The sequence below is a fragment of the Mesoflavibacter zeaxanthinifaciens subsp. sabulilitoris genome (assembly GCF_014191595.1).
In the GTDB taxonomy this organism is placed as follows: domain Bacteria; phylum Bacteroidota; class Bacteroidia; order Flavobacteriales; family Flavobacteriaceae; genus Mesoflavibacter; species Mesoflavibacter zeaxanthinifaciens.
In genome coordinates this window covers 56555-74692 of the sequence record NZ_JACHWV010000009.1, presented here as the reverse complement: position 1 = coordinate 74692, position 18138 = coordinate 56555, and the positions used below count along the sequence as shown (strand labels likewise).

At 32.5% G+C, this 18138-nt stretch carries 22 protein-coding genes and 1 pseudogene; 10 read left to right on the top strand and 13 right to left on the bottom strand.

Annotation, left to right across the window (positions count from 1 at the left end):
- Positions 1-162 precede the first annotated feature (162 nt).
- The 5 genes from FHS04_RS13540 (at position 163) to FHS04_RS13520 (ending at position 3983) form a co-directional block, all read left to right on the top strand.
- A complete protein-coding gene (locus FHS04_RS13540; RefSeq protein ID WP_106676142.1) occupies positions 163-777 on the top strand; it encodes a hypothetical protein in 615 nt (204 codons plus the stop codon).
- A gap of 98 nt (positions 778-875) precedes the next feature.
- Complete coding sequence (locus tag FHS04_RS13535; RefSeq protein ID WP_106676139.1) at positions 876-1454, top strand: TetR/AcrR family transcriptional regulator; 579 nt, start codon at positions 876-878, stop codon at positions 1452-1454.
- An 8-nt stretch (positions 1455-1462) separates the two neighbouring features.
- The gene (locus tag FHS04_RS13530; RefSeq protein ID WP_106676192.1) at positions 1463-2095 is read left to right on the top strand and encodes an NAD(P)H-dependent oxidoreductase; all 633 of its coding nucleotides are present in this window, start codon (positions 1463-1465) and stop codon (positions 2093-2095) included.
- Between the two features lie 19 nt (positions 2096-2114).
- Complete coding sequence (locus tag FHS04_RS13525) at positions 2115-3272, top strand: iron-containing alcohol dehydrogenase (protein ID WP_106676137.1); 1158 nt, start codon at positions 2115-2117, stop codon at positions 3270-3272.
- A gap of 189 nt (positions 3273-3461) precedes the next feature.
- On the top strand, positions 3462-3983 hold the full coding sequence (locus FHS04_RS13520; protein WP_106676135.1) for a 5' nucleotidase, NT5C type: 522 nt from the start codon (positions 3462-3464) through the stop codon (positions 3981-3983).
- Between the two features lie 16 nt (positions 3984-3999).
- Here FHS04_RS13520 and gloA2 read toward each other — a convergent pair.
- The 8 genes and pseudogenes from gloA2 to FHS04_RS13480 form a co-directional block, all read right to left on the bottom strand.
- Positions 4000-4385 (bottom strand): annotated as a pseudogene (gloA2, locus tag FHS04_RS13515) (SMU1112c/YaeR family gloxylase I-like metalloprotein).
- On the bottom strand, positions 4385-4786 hold the full coding sequence (locus FHS04_RS13510; RefSeq protein WP_106676132.1) for an OsmC family protein: 402 nt from the start codon (positions 4784-4786) through the stop codon (positions 4385-4387). The pseudogene gloA2 and the gene FHS04_RS13510 overlap by 1 nt, the downstream one beginning before the upstream one ends.
- A 48-nt stretch (positions 4787-4834) precedes the next feature.
- Entirely contained in the window at positions 4835-5800 is a 966-nt protein-coding gene (locus FHS04_RS13505; protein ID WP_106676129.1) for a TIGR03571 family LLM class oxidoreductase, read from the bottom strand.
- A 59-nt stretch (positions 5801-5859) separates the two neighbouring features.
- On the bottom strand, positions 5860-6798 hold the full coding sequence (locus FHS04_RS13500) for an aldo/keto reductase (protein ID WP_106676127.1): 939 nt from the start codon (positions 6796-6798) through the stop codon (positions 5860-5862).
- Positions 6799-6802: 4 nt separating this feature from the next.
- Entirely contained in the window at positions 6803-8008 is a 1206-nt protein-coding gene (locus FHS04_RS13495) for an MFS transporter (RefSeq protein ID WP_106676125.1), read from the bottom strand.
- A 2-nt stretch (positions 8009-8010) separates the two neighbouring features.
- Positions 8011-8763: a type 1 glutamine amidotransferase domain-containing protein gene (locus tag FHS04_RS13490; protein ID WP_106676123.1), complete on the bottom strand. Its 753-nt coding sequence runs from the start codon at positions 8761-8763 to the stop codon at positions 8011-8013.
- A gap of 123 nt (positions 8764-8886) precedes the next feature.
- Complete coding sequence (locus FHS04_RS13485) at positions 8887-9459, bottom strand: Crp/Fnr family transcriptional regulator (RefSeq protein ID WP_106676121.1); 573 nt, start codon at positions 9457-9459, stop codon at positions 8887-8889.
- A gap of 16 nt (positions 9460-9475) precedes the next feature.
- Complete coding sequence (locus FHS04_RS13480) at positions 9476-9784, bottom strand: winged helix-turn-helix transcriptional regulator (RefSeq protein WP_106676119.1); 309 nt, start codon at positions 9782-9784, stop codon at positions 9476-9478.
- A gap of 65 nt (positions 9785-9849) precedes the next feature.
- Here FHS04_RS13480 and FHS04_RS13475 point away from each other — a divergent pair, with 65 nt between their 5' ends.
- The 5 genes from FHS04_RS13475 (at position 9850) to FHS04_RS13455 (ending at position 13912) form a co-directional block, all read left to right on the top strand.
- A complete protein-coding gene (locus tag FHS04_RS13475) occupies positions 9850-10482 on the top strand; it encodes a transglutaminase-like domain-containing protein (RefSeq protein ID WP_106676117.1) in 633 nt (210 codons plus the stop codon).
- Between the two features lie 12 nt (positions 10483-10494).
- Positions 10495-11073, top strand: coding sequence for a Crp/Fnr family transcriptional regulator (locus FHS04_RS13470; RefSeq protein WP_106676115.1), 579 nt, complete (start codon positions 10495-10497; stop codon positions 11071-11073).
- Between the two features lie 58 nt (positions 11074-11131).
- The gene (locus tag FHS04_RS13465) at positions 11132-11896 is read left to right on the top strand and encodes an MBL fold metallo-hydrolase (protein ID WP_106676190.1); all 765 of its coding nucleotides are present in this window, start codon (positions 11132-11134) and stop codon (positions 11894-11896) included.
- 127 nt (positions 11897-12023) lie between these two features.
- Positions 12024-12923: an EamA family transporter gene (locus FHS04_RS13460; protein WP_106676113.1), complete on the top strand. Its 900-nt coding sequence runs from the start codon at positions 12024-12026 to the stop codon at positions 12921-12923.
- Between the two features lie 338 nt (positions 12924-13261).
- Complete coding sequence (locus FHS04_RS13455) at positions 13262-13912, top strand: hypothetical protein (protein ID WP_106676110.1); 651 nt, start codon at positions 13262-13264, stop codon at positions 13910-13912.
- Here FHS04_RS13455 and FHS04_RS13450 read toward each other — a convergent pair.
- From FHS04_RS13450 to FHS04_RS13430, 5 genes are all read right to left on the bottom strand, one after another.
- Positions 13902-15050, bottom strand: coding sequence for an MBL fold metallo-hydrolase (locus FHS04_RS13450; protein WP_219885227.1), 1149 nt, complete (start codon positions 15048-15050; stop codon positions 13902-13904). The two genes, FHS04_RS13455 and FHS04_RS13450, sit on opposite strands and share 11 nt — an antisense overlap.
- A complete protein-coding gene (locus tag FHS04_RS13445) occupies positions 15040-16929 on the bottom strand; it encodes a monovalent cation:proton antiporter-2 (CPA2) family protein (RefSeq protein WP_106676106.1) in 1890 nt (629 codons plus the stop codon). Before FHS04_RS13445 ends, FHS04_RS13450 begins: the two co-directional genes overlap by 11 nt.
- Positions 16930-16932: 3 nt before the next feature.
- On the bottom strand, positions 16933-17526 hold the full coding sequence (locus FHS04_RS13440; RefSeq protein ID WP_106676104.1) for an NAD(P)H-dependent oxidoreductase: 594 nt from the start codon (positions 17524-17526) through the stop codon (positions 16933-16935).
- Between the two features lie 262 nt (positions 17527-17788).
- Positions 17789-18016 carry a DUF4437 domain-containing protein gene (locus FHS04_RS13435; protein ID WP_260156022.1) on the bottom strand — a complete coding sequence of 76 codons (228 nt, stop codon included), beginning with the start codon at positions 18014-18016 and terminating at the stop codon, positions 17789-17791.
- Positions 17974-18138, bottom strand: coding sequence for a hypothetical protein (locus FHS04_RS13430; protein ID WP_181256090.1), 165 nt, complete (start codon positions 18136-18138; stop codon positions 17974-17976). Before FHS04_RS13430 ends, FHS04_RS13435 begins: the two co-directional genes overlap by 43 nt.

The following is an 18138-nucleotide window of genomic DNA, read 5'->3' as shown; positions in this document are numbered from 1 at the left end:
GTTGCAATATGTTTTGTTGTAGGTTTATCGTATTTAGCAGAAAATGTTAGTCCTAAAATTGCAGGAATTTTATCAGGTTATCCAACAGGATCTGCTATTAAATTATTCTTTTTTGGATTAGAAGAATCACCCGAATTTGCTGCCGAAAGTGCCATCTTTAATATGGTAGGCCTTACAGCAGCTCTTACCTTTGTATATATTTATTATAAAGCGTCATTATACTTTAAAACATATAATATCCTTTGGTCTTCTATTAGTGGTATTGCTGCATATTTATTAGTTGTTTGGATATTATCGTTTTTACAGCTAAACACTTACGTAGCTATTACAATTCCTGTAATATTCGCCTTACTTTACATTAGATTATTCAAACAAATCAAAAATGTTACCATTAGCCAAAAAGTAAAATTAAATTATCGTATTCTTTTTTTACGAGCTATTTGTGCGGCTTTAATAATTTTAACCATAACCAATGCACCAAAATATTTTGTATCTAACTGGTCAGGATTATTCTCAGCTTTTCCCACTACGCTTTTTCCGTTAATGCTTATTATTCATTTTACATATTCAAAAAAATACGTTCATACCATTATAAAAAATGTACCTATTGGCATGTTTTCATTAATAATTTATTCGTTAACGGTATCTATAGTTTATCCAAAATTTGGTATATATTATGGTACATTAATAGGTTTTTTTACAGCAACGTTATATTTGTTAATTTATAAAAACCTAATCTCAATATATCAAAAGTTTAGATTTCAGCAAGAGGTTTAAATATTAAAGAATTTTAAATCATGAATAATTAAACCTTTGTTAAAAAAATAAACGTTCATTTATTTTTTAAATATCTTTGCATTGTAGAATTAAAAGTAATGGCAAAACTTCAAAAAAGCATAGATAAACGTAACGCTTTAGTAAAAGCAACTATTGATTTGGTAAACAACAATGGTTTCCACGCTACACCTATGAGTAAGATTGCTAAAATGGCTAATGTATCGCCAGCAACGATCTATTTATATTTTGAAAACAAACAAGATTTAGTAAATCAAACCTATATAGAAGTAAAAAGTGAATACACTAAATATGCGTTTAACGGTTATGATGCCAATGCACCTGTAAAAGAAGCCTTTAAATATATCTGGAATCGTATTGCAGATTTTAAGCTTAAGCAATGCGAACACGCTTTGTTTTTAGCTCAATGTGATAATACACCAATGATAGATGAAGCTAGCAGACAAGAAGGCATTAAACATTTACAACCTCTACTAGATTTATGGGCAAAAGGTAAAGCCGAAGGTATTATAAAACCATATTCAGACTATATTTTATATGCCTACGCCATAAATCCGTTAGCTTTTTTAATGTTAGCTCAAAAACGTGGCGCAATTACTTTAGATGATACACTAATTAAAAATGCTTTTGAAGCAGCTTGGAACAGTATAAAAAAATAAAACAACCTATGGAATTATTAGATAAATTAAATTGGAGATATGCCGCTAAGGCTATGAACGGTAAAGCCGTACCAGAAGAAAAAGTAGAACGTATTTTAGAAGCTGCAAGATTAGCACCAACGTCTAGTGGTTTGCAACCTTTCGAAATTTTTGTGATAAAAAACCAAGACATTAAAGAACAAATTAAACCAATAGCTTGGAACCAAAGAGTTATTACAGAGTGCTCTCACCTACTCGTTTTTGCAGCTTGGGACACGTACACTACAGATCGCATTAATTACATGTTCGATTTAACCAACGATATTCGTGGTTTTAAAAATGAAGGTTGGGAAAATTACCGTCAAATGTTACTTAACGCCTATCCGCAAAAAGACGAAGAAGAAAACTTTAATCACGCGGCAAAACAAGCTTATATTGCATTTTCTCAAGCTATTACAGCTGCTGCTTTTGAAGGTGTAGATGCAACACCAATTGAAGGTTTTGACCCTGAAGCTGTAGATAAAATTTTAGGCTTACGCGAAAAAGGCTTACGTAGTGCAGTATTGTTACCACTTGGTTATAGAGAAGAAGAAAATGATTGGTTGGTAAATCTTGTAAAGGTTAGAAAACCTATGGAAGATTTAGTAACCGTAATTGACTAATTAAAAAAAGAGAAAGAAAATGAACAATTTTGAATTTAAAAATCCTACCAAAATCATTTTTGGAAAGGATTCAATAGAAAAACTAAAAAATCAAATACCACAAGATGCCAAAGTATTAATGCTTTATGGTGGTGGTAGTATTAAAAAGAATGGTATTTACGATAAAGTAAAAACCGCTTTAGCTAACGTAGATGTTACCGAGTTTGGAGGTATTCCTGCAAATCCAGAATATGATATTTTAATGAACGCTTTAAATGTCATTAAAGAAGAAAACATTACCTATTTATTAGCTGTTGGTGGCGGTTCTGTAATTGATGGAACAAAATTTTTATCGGCTGCAGCAGTTTACGACGGTGATACACCTTGGGATATCTTAATAAACAAAGTACGTACAGAAAATGGTATGCCATTTGGTACCGTATTAACCTTACCTGCTACAGGATCTGAAATGAATTCTGGCGCAGTTATTACCAGAGAAGAAACTAAAGAAAAATTAGCTATGGGTGGACCTGGTTTATTTCCGCAGTTTTCAATATTAGATCCTTCGGTAATTACTTCTATTCCACAACGTCAATTGGCAAACGGTATTACAGATGCCTTTACACACGTGTTAGAACAATACATGACCTATCCTATTGGTGCATTATTACAAGATAGATTTGCCGAAAGTATTATGCAAACCTTAGTAGAAGTAGCACCAAAAGTAATAGAAGACCCAACAGATTTTAAAGCGGCTTCTAACTTTATGTGGAGTTGTACTATGGCACTAAACGGACTTATACAACAAGGCGTTCCTACAGATTGGGCTATCCATATGATGGGACACGAATTAACTGCTTTATTTGGTATTGATCACGCCAGAACATTAGCAGTAATTACACCAAGCCATTACAAGTATAATTTTGAAGCTAAGAAAGAAAAATTAGCTCAATACGCAGAACGTGTATGGAATGTAACCGAAGGAAGCATTGAAGATAAAGCTTATGCTGCTATTGAAAAAACAGAAGCGTTTTTCCATCAATTAGGTATAGATACTAAATTATCTGATTACACAGATAAGTATGAAGGTACTGCTGAAGAAATTGAAAAACGTTTTGAAGATCGTGGCTGGAAACTTGGTGAAAAACAAGAATTACTTCCAGCAGATGCCAAGAAAATAGTAACTATGGCATACTAAATTAAAACATTAAAAAGTTTGATTATATAGCGAAACAGAGATTTAAAGTCATTTTAAATCTCTGTTTTTTTTATTAATTATTACAAATATTTACAAAACAGTATTAAACTGTTAAGACTTAATTAAATATAACACTCTAATTTGTTAGTCTATTCTAAGCTTTGTTGCTTTGTGAAAAATATTGAACCTATGACAATTTTTGTAGACATGGACGATGTACTTGCCGATACTTATGGTAAGCACATAGAACTATACAATAAAGAACACAAACAAGAGCTTTCTCTTGCACATATTAAATCTGGCGAAGTATGGCACAACGTACCAGAAATGCATCAAAAAAGTATTTTACAACACGCTTACCAAGAAGGATTTTTTAGAGATTTAGAGCCTATAAAAGATGCTATCCAAGTTATGGAAGCGTTATATAACAAACACGAAGTTTATATCGCTACTGCTGCGACTCAGTTTCCAAATTCATTAAAAGAAAAAAGCGATTGGCTAGACCAATATATGCCATTTATTACTTGGCAGCACAGAATAATGTGTGGACACAAATTTATATTAAAAGGTGATTTGCTAATAGACGATCGTACTTACAATTTAGAAAAATTTGATGGTGACACATTATTATTTAACTCACCACATAATATTAACGATACTGGATATACCAGAGTATCAAGTTGGCTAGAAATTGCAGAACGTTTGTTATGATACAAACTAATAAAAGTTAAATTTCATAAAGCTCAATAGGTAAGTTGTCTGGATCATTAAAGAACGTGAACTTCTTGTTGGTAAACGGATCTTTTCTAACACCTTCATGAGTAATATTTTTGGAATCTAAGTATTGTAAACTTTCCTCTAAATTATTTACACCAAAAGCAATATGACGTAATCCTGTCGCTTCTGGTTGTGATAGGCGTTTTGGCGGATTAGGAAACGAAAACAACTCTATTACATATTGATTGTTTAATGCTAAATCTAACTTGTCGTAATCTCGTTCTTTACGATAAACTTCATTTTTTATGCTAAAACCAAGAATGTCTGTATAAAATGCTTTGACATTTCGTAATTTGAACAGATTATGGCAACATGATGAACGGACTGTAACTGCATTATTTTATTTGCTTAATATTACCTGTTATAGTACAAACAGCTTTTACAGTATTGTAAATAGTACCAAATTTTTCAATATTTTTTTTAAGTAAATTTAAGTTTAGATCTTCATCTTTACTGTAAATTTTTAGCTCATAAGAAATATTATCCATTCGAGGTGGTTTTTCTAAGCGCGTCGCTGTAATTTCAATTTCTGCACGTTCATATTCAAAAAGCATAAACTGAGAAAAACGTTCTATATTTTTTAAAATGCAAGCAGATAATGACGATAAAAATAATTCTGCAGGATTTGGTAAAGAAAGATCAGTTTCTGAGGTTATACCGAAATCTATAGATGAAGATTTTACAGTAATAGTAGCTTTTTGCTTAGCTATTGAAAATGCTTGACTTTTATATTTCATACGTAAAATTAAAAAACGGTTTAAGAACTTTCTTAAACCGCTATGAAATTAATGTATAAATTCTGAAAGCACAACTTTTTCAATTTTTGAAATCGCCTCATCCAAAGGTGTATCTGATTTTCGTAAATGTAATGCCATGTGGTTTACACCTGCCTCTTCGTAGGCTTTTAATAATTCGGTTAAATGATTAATACCAATTGCACCACCAAATCGATGTGGTTTAAATGTGGCATCATCATCTTGTAACAGATTTAAATGAAATGCCGAAATATAAGGTTTGCAAGCCTGATCTGTATCGTACAACGCTTCGCACCATCGTTTACGGTTTAAATAGGTTTCTTCTGGTGTTCTTGGATAATTAAACCAACCGTTGGCATTTTTGGCAATCCACTCGAGACTTTGTCCGGAATGTCCTGCAACAACTAGCGGAATTTGATGTTTTGGTTTTGGGTACACCTCAACACCTTTATTTAAAAACGGATATATAGTCGATAAATCGCTGTTGGTTTTCCAAGCTTCTTGCATAATATTGAGATGATCTCTAAACAATTTTGGTCGCTCTTGATAATCTATACCATACATAGGAAACTCAACAGGTCTATCACCCAAACCCAAGCCTAAAATAAGTCGGCTATCACTTAGATGTTCTATCGTAGCGGTTGCTTTTGCTAGTTTTATAGGTTGATGTAATGGTGAAACTATTGCAGCTGTACCTAACAACACATTTTTAGTTGCGGCAGATAAATAGCCTAAATAACTTAAGGTGTCAAACAACTGTGCCCCATCACCAAAATTAGGATCGTATACAGGTACTTCTCTAATCCAAACTGCAGCAAAACCAGCCTTATCAATTTGTTTAACGTACTGTAAATGCTTGCTTATATCTGGCACACCAAATGGTCTAACGGCTTCCTTTCGTTTTTTATCGCCTTCTAAAGACCAATCGTTATCTAACGGAAACTCAATACCTAGTGTCATTTTGCCTGGTGTGTAGAGTTTATCAAAATTTTTCATAGCATTTTTTTTGAATTCAATAACATCAGGTAACTACACAGCTACCTGATGTTGTTTTGTTAAGCATTCCAGATGCTGTCTGCGGTATACGGACCGTTTTCAACTTCCCAAAACGTACCATCTATAAAACGATGATGTTTATCTAAAGCTTCAATACGTTTCATATCGTCTTCTTGCAATTCAAAATGAATGGTGTCAAAGTTTTCTTGTAGACGTTTTGGGTTAACCGATTTTGGTATTACCGAAACACCACGTTGTATATCCCAAGCCAAAAGTACTTGTGCGGCAGTCATACTATTAGCAGTTGCGATGTCGTTAATAGTCTTGTTTTTCAACAGATTTAAATCGTCATCATCATTTGCACCAGAACCAATTGGCGCATAAGCCGTCATGTGAATGCGATGTGCTTTAGCAAATTCTAACAGTTCGCTTTGTTGTAAAAAAGGATGCACTTCTACCTGAAGCATTTCTGGTAAATGTTTAGTATGATCGATAATATCTATCAAATGATTTTGATTGAAATTACTCATCCCAATATGCTTGGTTAAGCCTTGCTCTAAAGCATCTTCCAGACCTTTCCATGTGTCTGTAAGTGGTTTGTCTTCAAGCGGAATAAATTCTTCTGCTGTTTTAGGAAACTCAACACCTTTTTTAAAGGCAATTGGCCAATGGATTAGGTATAAATCTAAATACTCTAACTGTAAATCGTTTAAGGTGTTTTGTAACGCCGGAATAACGTTTTCTCTTCCATGAGAATCGCTCCATAATTTTGAAGTAATCCATAGGTCTTCACGTGTAACAATACCTTCTTTAATGGCATCTGCGATAGCGTTTCCTACTTCTTTTTCGTTGCCATATACTGATGCACAATCAATATGTCTATATCCAATTTTAATAGCTTCGTAAACCGACGCGTACACCTCGTTAGGTTCTGATCTAAAGGTACCAAGACCTAGAATTGGCATTTCGTCGTTATTTCTAAATTGTAAAGTTTTCATTGTTTTAAAGTTTTTCTTTTTTGTATAAAATCAAAGTGATTAAAAAGCCGACTATTACTAACATACTACCTACCCAAGGTGTTGCACCAACACCAAGTGAAGATTCAATAATAAGTCCGCCAACATAAGCGCCAATTGCAATACCTACATTAAAGGCTGCAATATTTAAAGCAGATGAAACATCTTCGGTTCCTGGTAAGTACTTTTCAGACATTTTTACCACATACAATTGTAATGCTGGTACGTTAGAAAAGGCTAATATGCCCATAAAAAATAGTGTAACAACCGACCATGTTTGGCTAGATGCTGTAAAATAAAGTATAAATAATACTATAGCTTGTAAGGCAAACATCACCATTAAGGCTTTCCCTGGTTTTTTATTAGATACTTTACCGCCAATAACATTTCCTAATGCTATTGCGATACCGTAAACTAGTAATAAAACACTAGTCATATTTGCTGAAAAACCAGTAACTTCTTCTAATAATGGTGCTAAATAAGTAAAGGTTACAAAAGTACCACCATAGCCTAAAGCTGTGATAGCAAGCACCAGTAAAATAGAACGGTTTTTAAGTACTTTTAACTGATCTACAATACGAAGTGGTTTTGATGTTTTAATCGACGCTGGTACCAAAAAGTAACTTGCTACTGCACCAATAATTCCTAAGATAGCGACACCTATAAAGGTGGCACGCCATCCAAAATTTTGCCCTATATAGGTTCCTAATTGTACACCAGTAACAATTGCTACAGTTAAACCTGCAAACATTATAGAAATGGCAGAAGCACGTTTATCTTCTGGTACTAAACTAGCTGCAATTGTTGAGCCTATTGAAAAGAACACACCATGCGCAAAACCAGTTAATATTCTAGCTAAAATTAGTAAGATAAAACTTGGCGCAATAGCTGCTAATCCGTTACCAATTATAAACAATAGCATTATGGCAATTAGCAGTCGTTTTCTTGCGATCTGGCTTGTTAAAGCGGTTAATACTGGCGCACCAATTGCAACACCAACTGCGTATAAACTGACTAATAAACCAGCAGAGGATATTGAAGTGTTTAAATCGTTTGCTACTGTTGGAAGTAAGCCAACAATAACAAACTCTGTAGTACCTATACCAAATGCACTAATGGTTAATGCCCATAATGCAGCTGGTAAACTTTTACGTTTAGATTTAGCTTTTAGAGTTGCTGTTTGCGTTTCCATTTTTAGTGTTTATCCTCTAAAAGTTCTACAATTTTTTCTGCTGCTAATTTTGCAGAAGCAGGATTTTGACCTGTTACTAAACGCTTATCTACGCTTACTTTTTCTTGCCACATAGTTGCTTTATCTACAGTTGCACCACGTTCAATAAATTTGTCTTCTAATAAAAATGGTACCACATTTTCTAACTTTACATTAGCTTCTTCTTCATTAGTAAATACGCTTACCGTTTTACCTTCAACTAAATAATTACCATTAGATAATTTAATATTTACTAAAGCCGAAGGACCATGACAAACAGCTGCTACAATACCGTCGTTTTCGTAAATTTTTGCAGCAATTTTTGCTAGCTTTTTATTGTTTGGAAAATCCCACATTGTACCATGTCCACCTGCATAATAAATGGCATCGTAATCTTTAGCTTTTACTTTTGAAACTTTTAATGTATTTTGAAGTTTATTCTGAAATGTTGCATCATTCCAATATTTATTATTCACTTCATCTTTAAGATCGAAACCATCTACTGGTGGATTGCCGCCTTCTGGACTTACTAAGGTAATTTCATAATTATTAGCTTCAAAAACCTCATAAGCATGAGTAACTTCACTTAAATAATAACCGGTGTCTTTACCTGTGTCACCTAATTCTTGATGACTAGAAAGCACCATTAATACGCTTGGTTTGTCTTGTTTTGTTTGTGCTATTAAGGCAATGCTAAAAAGCAAAGCGATTGCTGAGAAATAAAATCTTGTTTTCATTGTTTTGTTTTTAGTTTAAAATTCTGATACAAAATTCAATGAAAAGCACTACTTGTGCGAGGATGTATGTCACGATTTTAAAGTGATGTATCTCAACCCAAAAGTGTGATGTATATCACTTTTTTAACCTTTAAAACGACTTAAGGTTTCTCTGGATACACCTAAATAGGCTGCAATCAGTTTTTTAGGTACTCGCTGTACTAATTTTGGAAGTTTAAATAATAAAGCGTCGTAACGTTCTTCAGCAGTTTGTGTTAATAAAGACAGAATACGTTGCTGCAAACCAATAAATCCGTAATTAGATTTTATTCGGAAGAAATTTGCCATAGCTGGAATTTTTTGACAAATGGTTTCACGACTTTCTAAAGACAAACAGAAAAACTCAGAATCTTCAATACAATCTACAAAAATTGTGGCAGGTATTTGATGCTGAAATGCGTAATAGTCGCTAACCCAATAGTCTTCCATAGCAAACTGAAGAATGTGCTCACTACCTTTTTCATCTACAGCATAAGATTTAATAAGTCCATTGATAATCCAAAATTCGCAATCAACTGGTTGTCCTGTTTGAATTAAAAACTGGTGTTTTTTAAGTTTTTTATGTTCAAAATGAGGTGCAATAAAATTCCACTCTTCATCAGTAAGTGTTACAATTTCTTCAAAGTGTTGCCTTAAGAGTTGGTATTTGTCTTGCATGCTTCAAAAATAGAAATTATAAAGTTACAATTCTGCATGCCTCAAACTCTATTTCATTATAGCTGTCTTGAGTCCATTGGCTCAAACTTTTAAGAATTGGCAGTAAAGCTTCACCTTTTTCAGATAGTGAATATTCTACTCGTGGTGGTATTTCGGCATATTTTTTTCTGATGATAATGCCATCTTCTTCAAGTTCTCTCAACTGTTCTGTTAGTACTTTTTTTGATATGGTAGGTGTAAACATTAACAACTTACCAAAGCGTAAACTTCCGTTGGCTAATAAGTAAATTAAAATCGGTTTCCACTTATTTCCAATAACGTTCATTGCATGAACTAAAGAACATACTTTTGGATTATGCTACAAGAGGCGAAATGTTATAAATTTGTAATATGAATTACACCGAAAAAACATATTACTACGATTACGACAGTCCTGTCATAAAAGATATTATAAAAGACGTCAAACATTTAACTTCTCAGCAAGATATTATTGAACAATTGTATCTAAAGGTTAGAGATGGTTGGCGTTATTTACCTTTTAATATTGGTTTAACAAAAGCGCATTTTAAAGCCAGTAATATTGCAAAAAAACCAGATGGACATTGCATAGATAAAGCCATTTTATACATTGCTTGTTTACGTGCCTTCAATATTCCTGCAAGGTTGCATTTAGCTAAAGTATCTAACCACATTGCTACAGAGCGCTTAGAAAAAGTGATTGGCACTAACGAGCTGGCACCTCATGGTTTGGTAGATGTATTTTATAATGGTAAATGGGTTAAATGTTCGCCTGCGTTTAATAAAGAACTATGTACTATTTATAATGTAGATGTTTTAGATTTTAATGGTACCGAAGATGCAGTGTTGCAAGAATACAATAAAGACGACCATAAATTTATGACCTACATTGAAGATTATGGTCATTTTGAAGATGTGCCATTAGATTTTATAAGGGACACATTTAAATCAAATTATCCTAGTCTTTATGAAAGATTTAAAGATCAGGATCATATTGTAATTTAAAACAAACATAATTTGCAATCAGAACTAAGTCAAATACAAGCCTTTTTTAACACCGAATATCCTTTAAACCAAAACGGATTAAACGAACTATTCGGTTTATTTAAAGTTGAAAAAGTAGCTAAAGGCGAAACTCTTCTTGTTGCAAATACCACCGAAAACTATTTAAGGTTTCTCAATTCTGGTGTGGTACGAGAGTATTACGCCACACCAGACAAAGAGACCAACATTAATTTTTATGCCGAACCACAATTTATTACAGATTTAAGTTCGTTTATCAATGATACGGCAACTAACAAAAACCAAGAATGTATAACAGAAGTAGAGCTATTAGCTGTTGAAAAAAATGCATTTAGAGACTTATTAGATAAGTACGAATGCGGAAAATCGTTTATAGAAATTTCGTTTCAGCGATTATTGAAACAAAAAGAACTTTTTGAATACAATCGTATTACCAAAACACCAGATGAACTATACAAAGAGCTGATTATTTACAGACCCAACTGGCTAGACAATATTCCACAATACCACATTGCATCCTACCTAAATGTTACACCAGAAACTTTAAGTCGTATTCGAAAACGTATTTCTTGATTTGAATCAATGCCTATGTGTAATGCGTTTAGAATCTTTGCAAAAACATGTAAGCAATATGAAAATTCATCACTTTAGAAATGCTACAATAGTTATAGAAGCCAATAATCATTTTATTTTAGTAGATCCTATGTTAGGTCCAAAAGGATCTTTACCACCATTTACATTTTTTAGGTTTAAACCTGTTAAAAATCCTATTGTAGAATTACCAGAAATTAGCAAAACCTTTTTAGATAAAATTACGCATTGTGTTATAACACACAACCATCCAGATCATATTGATAAACCTGCAGAAGATTTCTTAAAAGAGAAAAATATCCCTGTGTTTTGTAGTGTAAAAGATAAAAAAACATTTATTAAGAAAGGTTTAAACATTGTAAAAACTATTGAATATTGGACTAAATCTGAGTTTTTAGGTGGTAGCATAGAAGGAATTCCAGCACAACATGGTTATGGTTTTGTAGCCAAACCAGCAGGTAACGTTATGGGCTTTTTTATACAATTACCTCATCAGCCATCAATTTATTTAAGTAGTGATACTATTTATAAAGATGCAGTAGATAAAGTATTTAGAGACTATAAACCAGAGATTAGTGTTGTTGCAGCAGGATCGGCACAGTTTGATATTTTTAAACCTTTATTAATGACTATGGATGATATTTTAAAGTTTGCTAAAAACGCACCAGGTAAAGTCATCGCTAACCATATGGAAGCGGTTAACCACTGTCCAACAAAGCGAAGCTCTTTAAAAACTAAGATTACAGAATTAAGCCTTTTAGAAAAAGTGTTTATTCCTGAAGATGGCGAAACACTTACTTTCTAAACTGTGTTGGTGTAACGCCTGTTTGCTTTTTAAATAATATTCAATCAACCTAAATATTTTATTTCAAATTTAATTGATAAGGATATTTCTGAAAAAAATGCAATAAAAACTTATATTCGCGCCCATTATGTGGATGTATTTAGGGCTTTTAGCAGCACTTTTTTTAGGTTTACACAACTTGTGTAAAAAACATGCGGTACGTGGTAACGAATCTTTCCCTGTGTTACTAGGTACTGTAGCTAGCGGATTTATATTTATTGCCACTTTCTATGTATTATCTGTTTTTTATCCAGAGTATGCACAGCAACATGGCTATAATTTTCAAAATATATCTTGGTCTCAACACGGGTTTATAGTAATAAAGTCTTTAATAATGACTGGATCATGGCTTCTAGCCTATCAAGCTTTAAAACATTTACCCATTACTATTGTCACACCAATTAGGTCTGCTGGTCCTTTTTTTACATTTATTGGTGCTATTTTTATATATAAAGAAGCACCTAATACTTATCAATGGGTTGGTTTTTTTCTTATAATTTTTTCGGTACTTCTTTATTCTAAAATAGGAAAAAAGGAAGGTATTGTTTTTAAGAAAAATAAATACATTTTTGCTATTATCGGTGCCACATTTTTAGGTGCTAGTAGCGGTTTATATGACAAATTTTTAATTCAGAGTTTAAATTTAAATCCACAAACATTACAATTTTGGTTTTGCTTTTACACTATTCTTATTTTAATATTAATCTTAAGCATAACCTGGTTTCCTTATAAGCATAAACGAGCTGCTTTTAAATTTAGGTGGAGCATAATTGCTGTTGGTATTTTACTTCAAGCAGCAGATTACTTTTATTTTAAAGCTCTACAAGATCCAGAAGCTTTAATTATGCTTCTGTCGGCAATAAAACGAAGCCAAATTTTGATTGCTGTTTTGGTAGGAGGCATCATTTTTAAAGAACAAAATAAACGAAAAAAACTAGTGCCTCTTTTTGGGATTTTACTTGGTGTATTTTTAATATTATACGCTTAAACGTTATTTATTAATTATTCTAGGAGTTAGTTAAAAATAATCATTTTAGTTGCATATTCTAAACACTATAACAGGCTTAAGAGATCTTACATTTTAACTTTAATTTGATTACAAAAAAGCTTGAACACTTTAATTTATAGCAATTTAGAATGTTTCTATGCAAAATTATTTAAGAAAACCTTAATCTTTTTAAATAACATTAGTAACTTACATGAATGTAGACTTTAATAAATTGTTTAGGAAATTTTTTTTCATTAACATATAAAACCTTGAGCTTTTTAAATCAAAAGATATTAAACAAAATATCTATTATAAATGTATTTATAATAGTTTGTTTTATGGCCTCTATTTTTTTAAGTCTATTTAAAGAAAAAGACTCTTTAATTTACACTTTACCCTTAACAGTTATATGTTTATTAATTAAATATATTTCTGTTAAAAACACTAAAACACACATGCTTTATGCACTAAGTTTAGTTTGTGTTATAATTGCTGATGTATTGATTTTTTCTAATTTTAAAACCAATTTTATCTACATAACCCTTTTAAATGGATTGTTTTTATTATGTAATCTAGCTGTTTTAAAACGTTATTTACATGAGCAGAAAATAAAAAAAATTTTAACGCCTTCTGTTTTAATTAGTGTTGCGCTTGTGGCTTATGTGTTTTTTTATGTGCTTCGATTATTAATTGAAACATTACCCAACAACCAAGTATTTTTTGCGTTTTGTACAATGTCTTTTTTTGCTGCTTTTTTTATAGTTATAGCTCTTATTTATTTAAGTCAATTATACCAAAATGGACTAATTTTACTAATTGCAGGTATTTCTTATTTCTTTCAAATGTTTTTTAGTTTGATTAATGAATTTTTACATTATGATAAGATATTTACAACTCTTATAGTAATAAGCCATATAGTTGCTTTGTTTTTACTTACTGAATTCATTTCTGTTACAAAGCCTACAGATACTCAAATCTCTATTGATTAACTTGAAACCAAAATGGTTTATTTGCTGACGTATCAGTATTTTTTGTATAAATAACTCGTCCAATTTTGGGTACAATAAAGTTTAATTTTGATTGTTCTGCAGATATAATAAATCGCTCTACAGGATCTGTCCAGGTATGCATTGCAAGTTTAAATGCGCCCCAATGTATTGGCATTACTTTTTTCGCATTTACATCCAAGCCTGCTTGAACGGTTTCTTCAGGAAACATATGTATGTCTGGCCACATTTCGTTGTACTGACCACATTCTATCATAGCGAAGTCAAACGGACCGTACTTCTCGCCAATTTCTTTAAAATGATTAGCATAACCACTATCGCCACTAAAGAAAATATTGTCATTTTTGGACTGAATTACCCATGACGACCATAATGTTTTTGCCCTATCGGATAATCCGCGACCAGAAAAATGTTGCGCTGGTGTACATACTAATTTTAAATCATTAAATGTGATTTCTTCCCACCAGTCAAGCTCTGTAATTTTGCTTTTATCAACGTTCCATTCAAGCAAATGCGCACTAACACCAAGTGGCATATAAAAATGGTCAACTTTATCTTTTAAAGCCTTTATCGATTCGTAATCTAAATGATCGTAATGATCGTGAGAAATTAGTACGGCATCGATTTTTGGTAATTGTTCAATTGTAATTGGCAATTCTTGAGAAAAACGCTTACTTCCTAAAGTTGGATGTGGCGCAGGAACGCTGCTTAACATAGGGTCTATTAAAATAGTTTTACCTTGTATTTGTAGTAAAAATGTTGAATGCCCAAACCAAACTAAGCGTGTATCACCGTTGTAATTAGCAATATTTAAAGAATCGATTTTTACTGAAGTTAAATCGTGTTCTGGTTTGGTATTTGGTTGACTTTTAAAAAAGCTCATTAACGCTTTACCCATATCTTTTAAACTCATATCGAGTTTAACATCCTTGGCGTTTTTAAACACACCATCCTTATAATTTTTTGAAGTTTTATAACTTTCAATTGCTTCTTTAGATGCTTTTCCGCCAAATTGAGGACTAAATTGTACAAATAACACCACAACCAATGCGATTGCAGCAACAACTATTACGATGCTTAACACCATTCGTTTTAAAAATTTTAAAAGTTTAGGCTTCATTAGATTTTTCTAATTGCTTTCTAATATGTTCGCTATCCCAATGATTATCGTAGGCAACAATACCACGTTTAAAGTCATCTTCAAGCAATTTTTCTTGCTGTTCTATTTCTTTTCTCGCCATAAATACATAGTCTTCTTCCCGTTTAGGCTCAGAAGCTAACCGTCTTAAACTGGCTTCATCATACTTAATAAAATTCTGCACTTGACGGTTTAAAGTATATTTTCTAAAGCCTAATTTATTAAGTGCATCACTCGCCAACGCTAAAGATGTATCTAAAGTTTCACGGTAAATATTAGTTACATCAAGATTTAATAACTCGTAAGCATCGTAACGGTTTTTAGTACGAACCAGCATCTCAACATGCGGATATTTTTCTTTTACAATTTTACTAATGGCTTTGGCTACAGAAACTTTGTTTGTGGCACAAATAAGCAATTTAGCTTCGGCAATTCCAGCGGATTCTAACAAATCTTCGCGTGTGGCATCGCCATAATACACTTCAAATCCCATTTTACGAAGGAAATCGACACGGTTAGAATCGAAATCTAAAATGGTAGCTTCTACCCCATGAGAACGCAAAAATCGGCCAACCGTACTACCAAAATGTCCAAAACCAACTAAAATTACTTTTTGTGATTTAGCAATATGATCCATTGGTCGTTTTATAGATTCTTTAGTACCTATTTTCGGAAGAATTAGTCGCTCATTGATTACTGCTAAAATCGGTGTTAATGACATAGACACTGCTGTAATTACTAGCATCATATCCATCTGTTCTTGTTCTAAAATATTAAGTTGAAAGGCGAACGATAACAATACAAATGCAAACTCACCTACTTGAGCTAAACTAAAAGTTAACAGCACATTTTGATCGAGTTTTAATTTGAAAATACGCCCAGTAATGAAAAGTACCAATGCTTTTATAGCAATAATAGCGATTAAAATACCACCAATTGTTAACGGACTGTTCGCAATAACTACAAAATTAATAGAGGCACCAACCGCCATAAAAAAGAGTCCGAGTAGTAAGTTTTTAAAAGGTTCCAGCGTGCTTTCTAACTCGTGTTTAAATTCACTTGTTGATAATACCACACCACCTAAAAAGGCACCTAATGCAGGGCTTAAGCCTACAAATTCCATTAAGTATGAAATTCCGAAAACAATTAAAAACGCAGCTGCAATTAACAACTCTCTAACACCTGTTTGTGCTACTTTGCGTAGCATTGGAACCACTATAAGACGACCAGCTAATACAATAACAACTACAGATAAAATAATGGCTAAAGTTTGTAAACCAATTGGTAAGCTTTCTATTAATGTAGATGAAGAGTGACCTCCATAACCATCAGCATGCTTATTGCTATTACTTAATAACGGCAAAACACCAATCATAAATATCACAATAATATCTTGAAATAATAATATAGAAAATGAACTTGAACCAAAAGTTGTCTTCATTAATCCTTTTTCCTTTATAGTTTGTAACGCTATTGCTGTAGATGACAGTGCTACAGCCATACCTATAGCTAAAGCTACTTGCCATTCATATCCTAAAAAAGCGAACAATACATAGGTTAAACCAATAGTTAATGCCACTTGTATGCCGCCCATACCAAGAATGGATTTTCGCATGTTCCAGAAATTTTTTGGTTCAATTTCTAGACCAATTAAAAACAGCATTACTACAACGCCAAACTCTGCAAAGTGTAAAATATCTTCACCTTCTTCACCAATAAACCCGAACACATAAGGACCAATAAGAACACCAGCTAATAAATATCCAATGACTGAGCTTAATCCTAATCGCTTTGCTATTGATACACAAATAATGGCACCAGCTAGAAAAACAATCGCTTCAAATAATAAACTTCCAGACATATGTTACGCGGTTAAAATTTCTAAATCGTTTAAGAAAAAACAATTGGATAGCTGGGTTGCATTAAAATCACCTTGTAGCAAATCTATTAATTGTTCGTACTGGTTGGCATAACCTAATAAATCTTCTTCAGATAAATGGTGCGTTCCCATAACAGCAAAAGGTGGTAAATAATTCATACCACACAATGTAGCGGTTTGTTCAAAAGGTCTTAAAAACTCATTGATTGTATAGGTATTATAGCCTTCTGTACAATACACTTCGCGAGATCCACCAGTAGTAATAACATTAAAAACGGTTTTATTTTGCAATACTTTTCCGTGTGGACCGTATGCCCAATTAAATTCTAGAACTAAATCTTTCCATTGCTTTAAAATGGCAGGACTACTGTACCAATACAGCGGATGATGCCAAATAACAATATCGTGTTGAAGTAATAACTCTTGTTCTTGCTGCACATTAATATGAAAGTTAGGATAATGCTCATACAAATCGTGAAATGTTACGTGCACTTTATCTTTTAATCGGTCGATGAGTGTTGCATTGACTCTTGATTTTTCAAATTTGGGATGTGCGAAAAGAATGAGTACTTTTTTCATTGGCTATTTTGATTGACTTTTAAACTTTAGTTGCTAATTATGCTTTCCGTTAAAGTTAGTAATAATTTTATTTTGTCTTCATCGTATGCATCAGGATGCGCATTATTGTAACTTGCTTTATCGTTGTCAAAATATGTGCCTGATTAGTTTTTATGACGTTCTGACATCATATTAATTTGGTAATATTATAAAAAAAGCCACACATAATGCTTTTTACATCTGGTGGCTTTTTACAATCAAATGATTAACTAAACTATAGGGATTATTTTATTTTGAATTTACCATTGGAACGAATGTAAATGACTGTTTCAACATCAGTTTCTAAACGTGGTGAAGCTTTTTCTTCTGCACCAAAATAAGAGCCTGGTTCCAAAACGTTTACGTCATCTTTTTTAGAAAATTGATGAGTTTCTTTACCAGAAATAACCACAGCTCTAAAATTTGGGCTTAAGTTTTTAATTTTACATCGCCACGCAATGGATTTAAACATCCCCATTCTACGTTGTCTGCAGTAACGACTTCGTTTTGAGATTTTCTAGAATCTGTTGTTGGTGTTTGAGCATTTACTCCAATAGCTAAGAACAACAAAACAACCATTATAATTTTTTTCAT

What these genes read in the sequence shown, in the direction of transcription:
- FHS04_RS13540 (WP_106676142.1), top strand. Translation starts at nt 163, where the DNA reads ATGGTAGGCCTTACAGCAGCTCTTACCTTTGTATATATTTATTATAAA.
- FHS04_RS13535 (WP_106676139.1), top strand. Translation starts at nt 876, where the DNA reads ATGGCAAAACTTCAAAAAAGCATAGATAAACGTAACGCTTTAGTAAAA.
- FHS04_RS13530 (WP_106676192.1), top strand. Translation starts at nt 1,463, where the DNA reads ATGGAATTATTAGATAAATTAAATTGGAGATATGCCGCTAAGGCTATG.
- FHS04_RS13525 (WP_106676137.1), top strand. Translation starts at nt 2,115, where the DNA reads ATGAACAATTTTGAATTTAAAAATCCTACCAAAATCATTTTTGGAAAG.
- FHS04_RS13520 (WP_106676135.1), top strand. Translation starts at nt 3,462, where the DNA reads ATGACAATTTTTGTAGACATGGACGATGTACTTGCCGATACTTATGGT.
- FHS04_RS13510 (WP_106676132.1), bottom strand. Translation starts at nt 4,786, where the DNA reads ATGAAATATAAAAGTCAAGCATTTTCAATAGCTAAGCAAAAAGCTACT.
- FHS04_RS13505 (WP_106676129.1), bottom strand. Translation starts at nt 5,800, where the DNA reads ATGAAAAATTTTGATAAACTCTACACACCAGGCAAAATGACACTAGGT.
- FHS04_RS13500 (WP_106676127.1), bottom strand. Translation starts at nt 6,798, where the DNA reads ATGAAAACTTTACAATTTAGAAATAACGACGAAATGCCAATTCTAGGT.
- FHS04_RS13495 (WP_106676125.1), bottom strand. Translation starts at nt 8,008, where the DNA reads ATGGAAACGCAAACAGCAACTCTAAAAGCTAAATCTAAACGTAAAAGT.
- FHS04_RS13490 (WP_106676123.1), bottom strand. Translation starts at nt 8,763, where the DNA reads ATGAAAACAAGATTTTATTTCTCAGCAATCGCTTTGCTTTTTAGCATT.
- FHS04_RS13485 (WP_106676121.1), bottom strand. Translation starts at nt 9,459, where the DNA reads ATGCAAGACAAATACCAACTCTTAAGGCAACACTTTGAAGAAATTGTA.
- FHS04_RS13480 (WP_106676119.1), bottom strand. Translation starts at nt 9,784, where the DNA reads ATGAACGTTATTGGAAATAAGTGGAAACCGATTTTAATTTACTTATTA.
- FHS04_RS13475 (WP_106676117.1), top strand. Translation starts at nt 9,850, where the DNA reads ATGAATTACACCGAAAAAACATATTACTACGATTACGACAGTCCTGTC.
- FHS04_RS13465 (WP_106676190.1), top strand. Translation starts at nt 11,132, where the DNA reads ATGAAAATTCATCACTTTAGAAATGCTACAATAGTTATAGAAGCCAAT.
- FHS04_RS13460 (WP_106676113.1), top strand. Translation starts at nt 12,024, where the DNA reads ATGTGGATGTATTTAGGGCTTTTAGCAGCACTTTTTTTAGGTTTACAC.
- FHS04_RS13455 (WP_106676110.1), top strand. Translation starts at nt 13,262, where the DNA reads ATGGCCTCTATTTTTTTAAGTCTATTTAAAGAAAAAGACTCTTTAATT.
- FHS04_RS13450 (WP_219885227.1), bottom strand. Translation starts at nt 15,050, where the DNA reads ATGAAGCCTAAACTTTTAAAATTTTTAAAACGAATGGTGTTAAGCATC.
- FHS04_RS13445 (WP_106676106.1), bottom strand. Translation starts at nt 16,929, where the DNA reads ATGTCTGGAAGTTTATTATTTGAAGCGATTGTTTTTCTAGCTGGTGCC.
- FHS04_RS13440 (WP_106676104.1), bottom strand. Translation starts at nt 17,526, where the DNA reads ATGAAAAAAGTACTCATTCTTTTCGCACATCCCAAATTTGAAAAATCA.
- FHS04_RS13435 (WP_260156022.1), bottom strand. Translation starts at nt 18,016, where the DNA reads ATGTTTAAATCCATTGCGTGGCGATGTAAAATTAAAAACTTAAGCCCA.
- FHS04_RS13430 (WP_181256090.1), bottom strand. Translation starts at nt 18,138, where the DNA reads ATGAAAAAAATTATAATGGTTGTTTTGTTGTTCTTAGCTATTGGAGTA.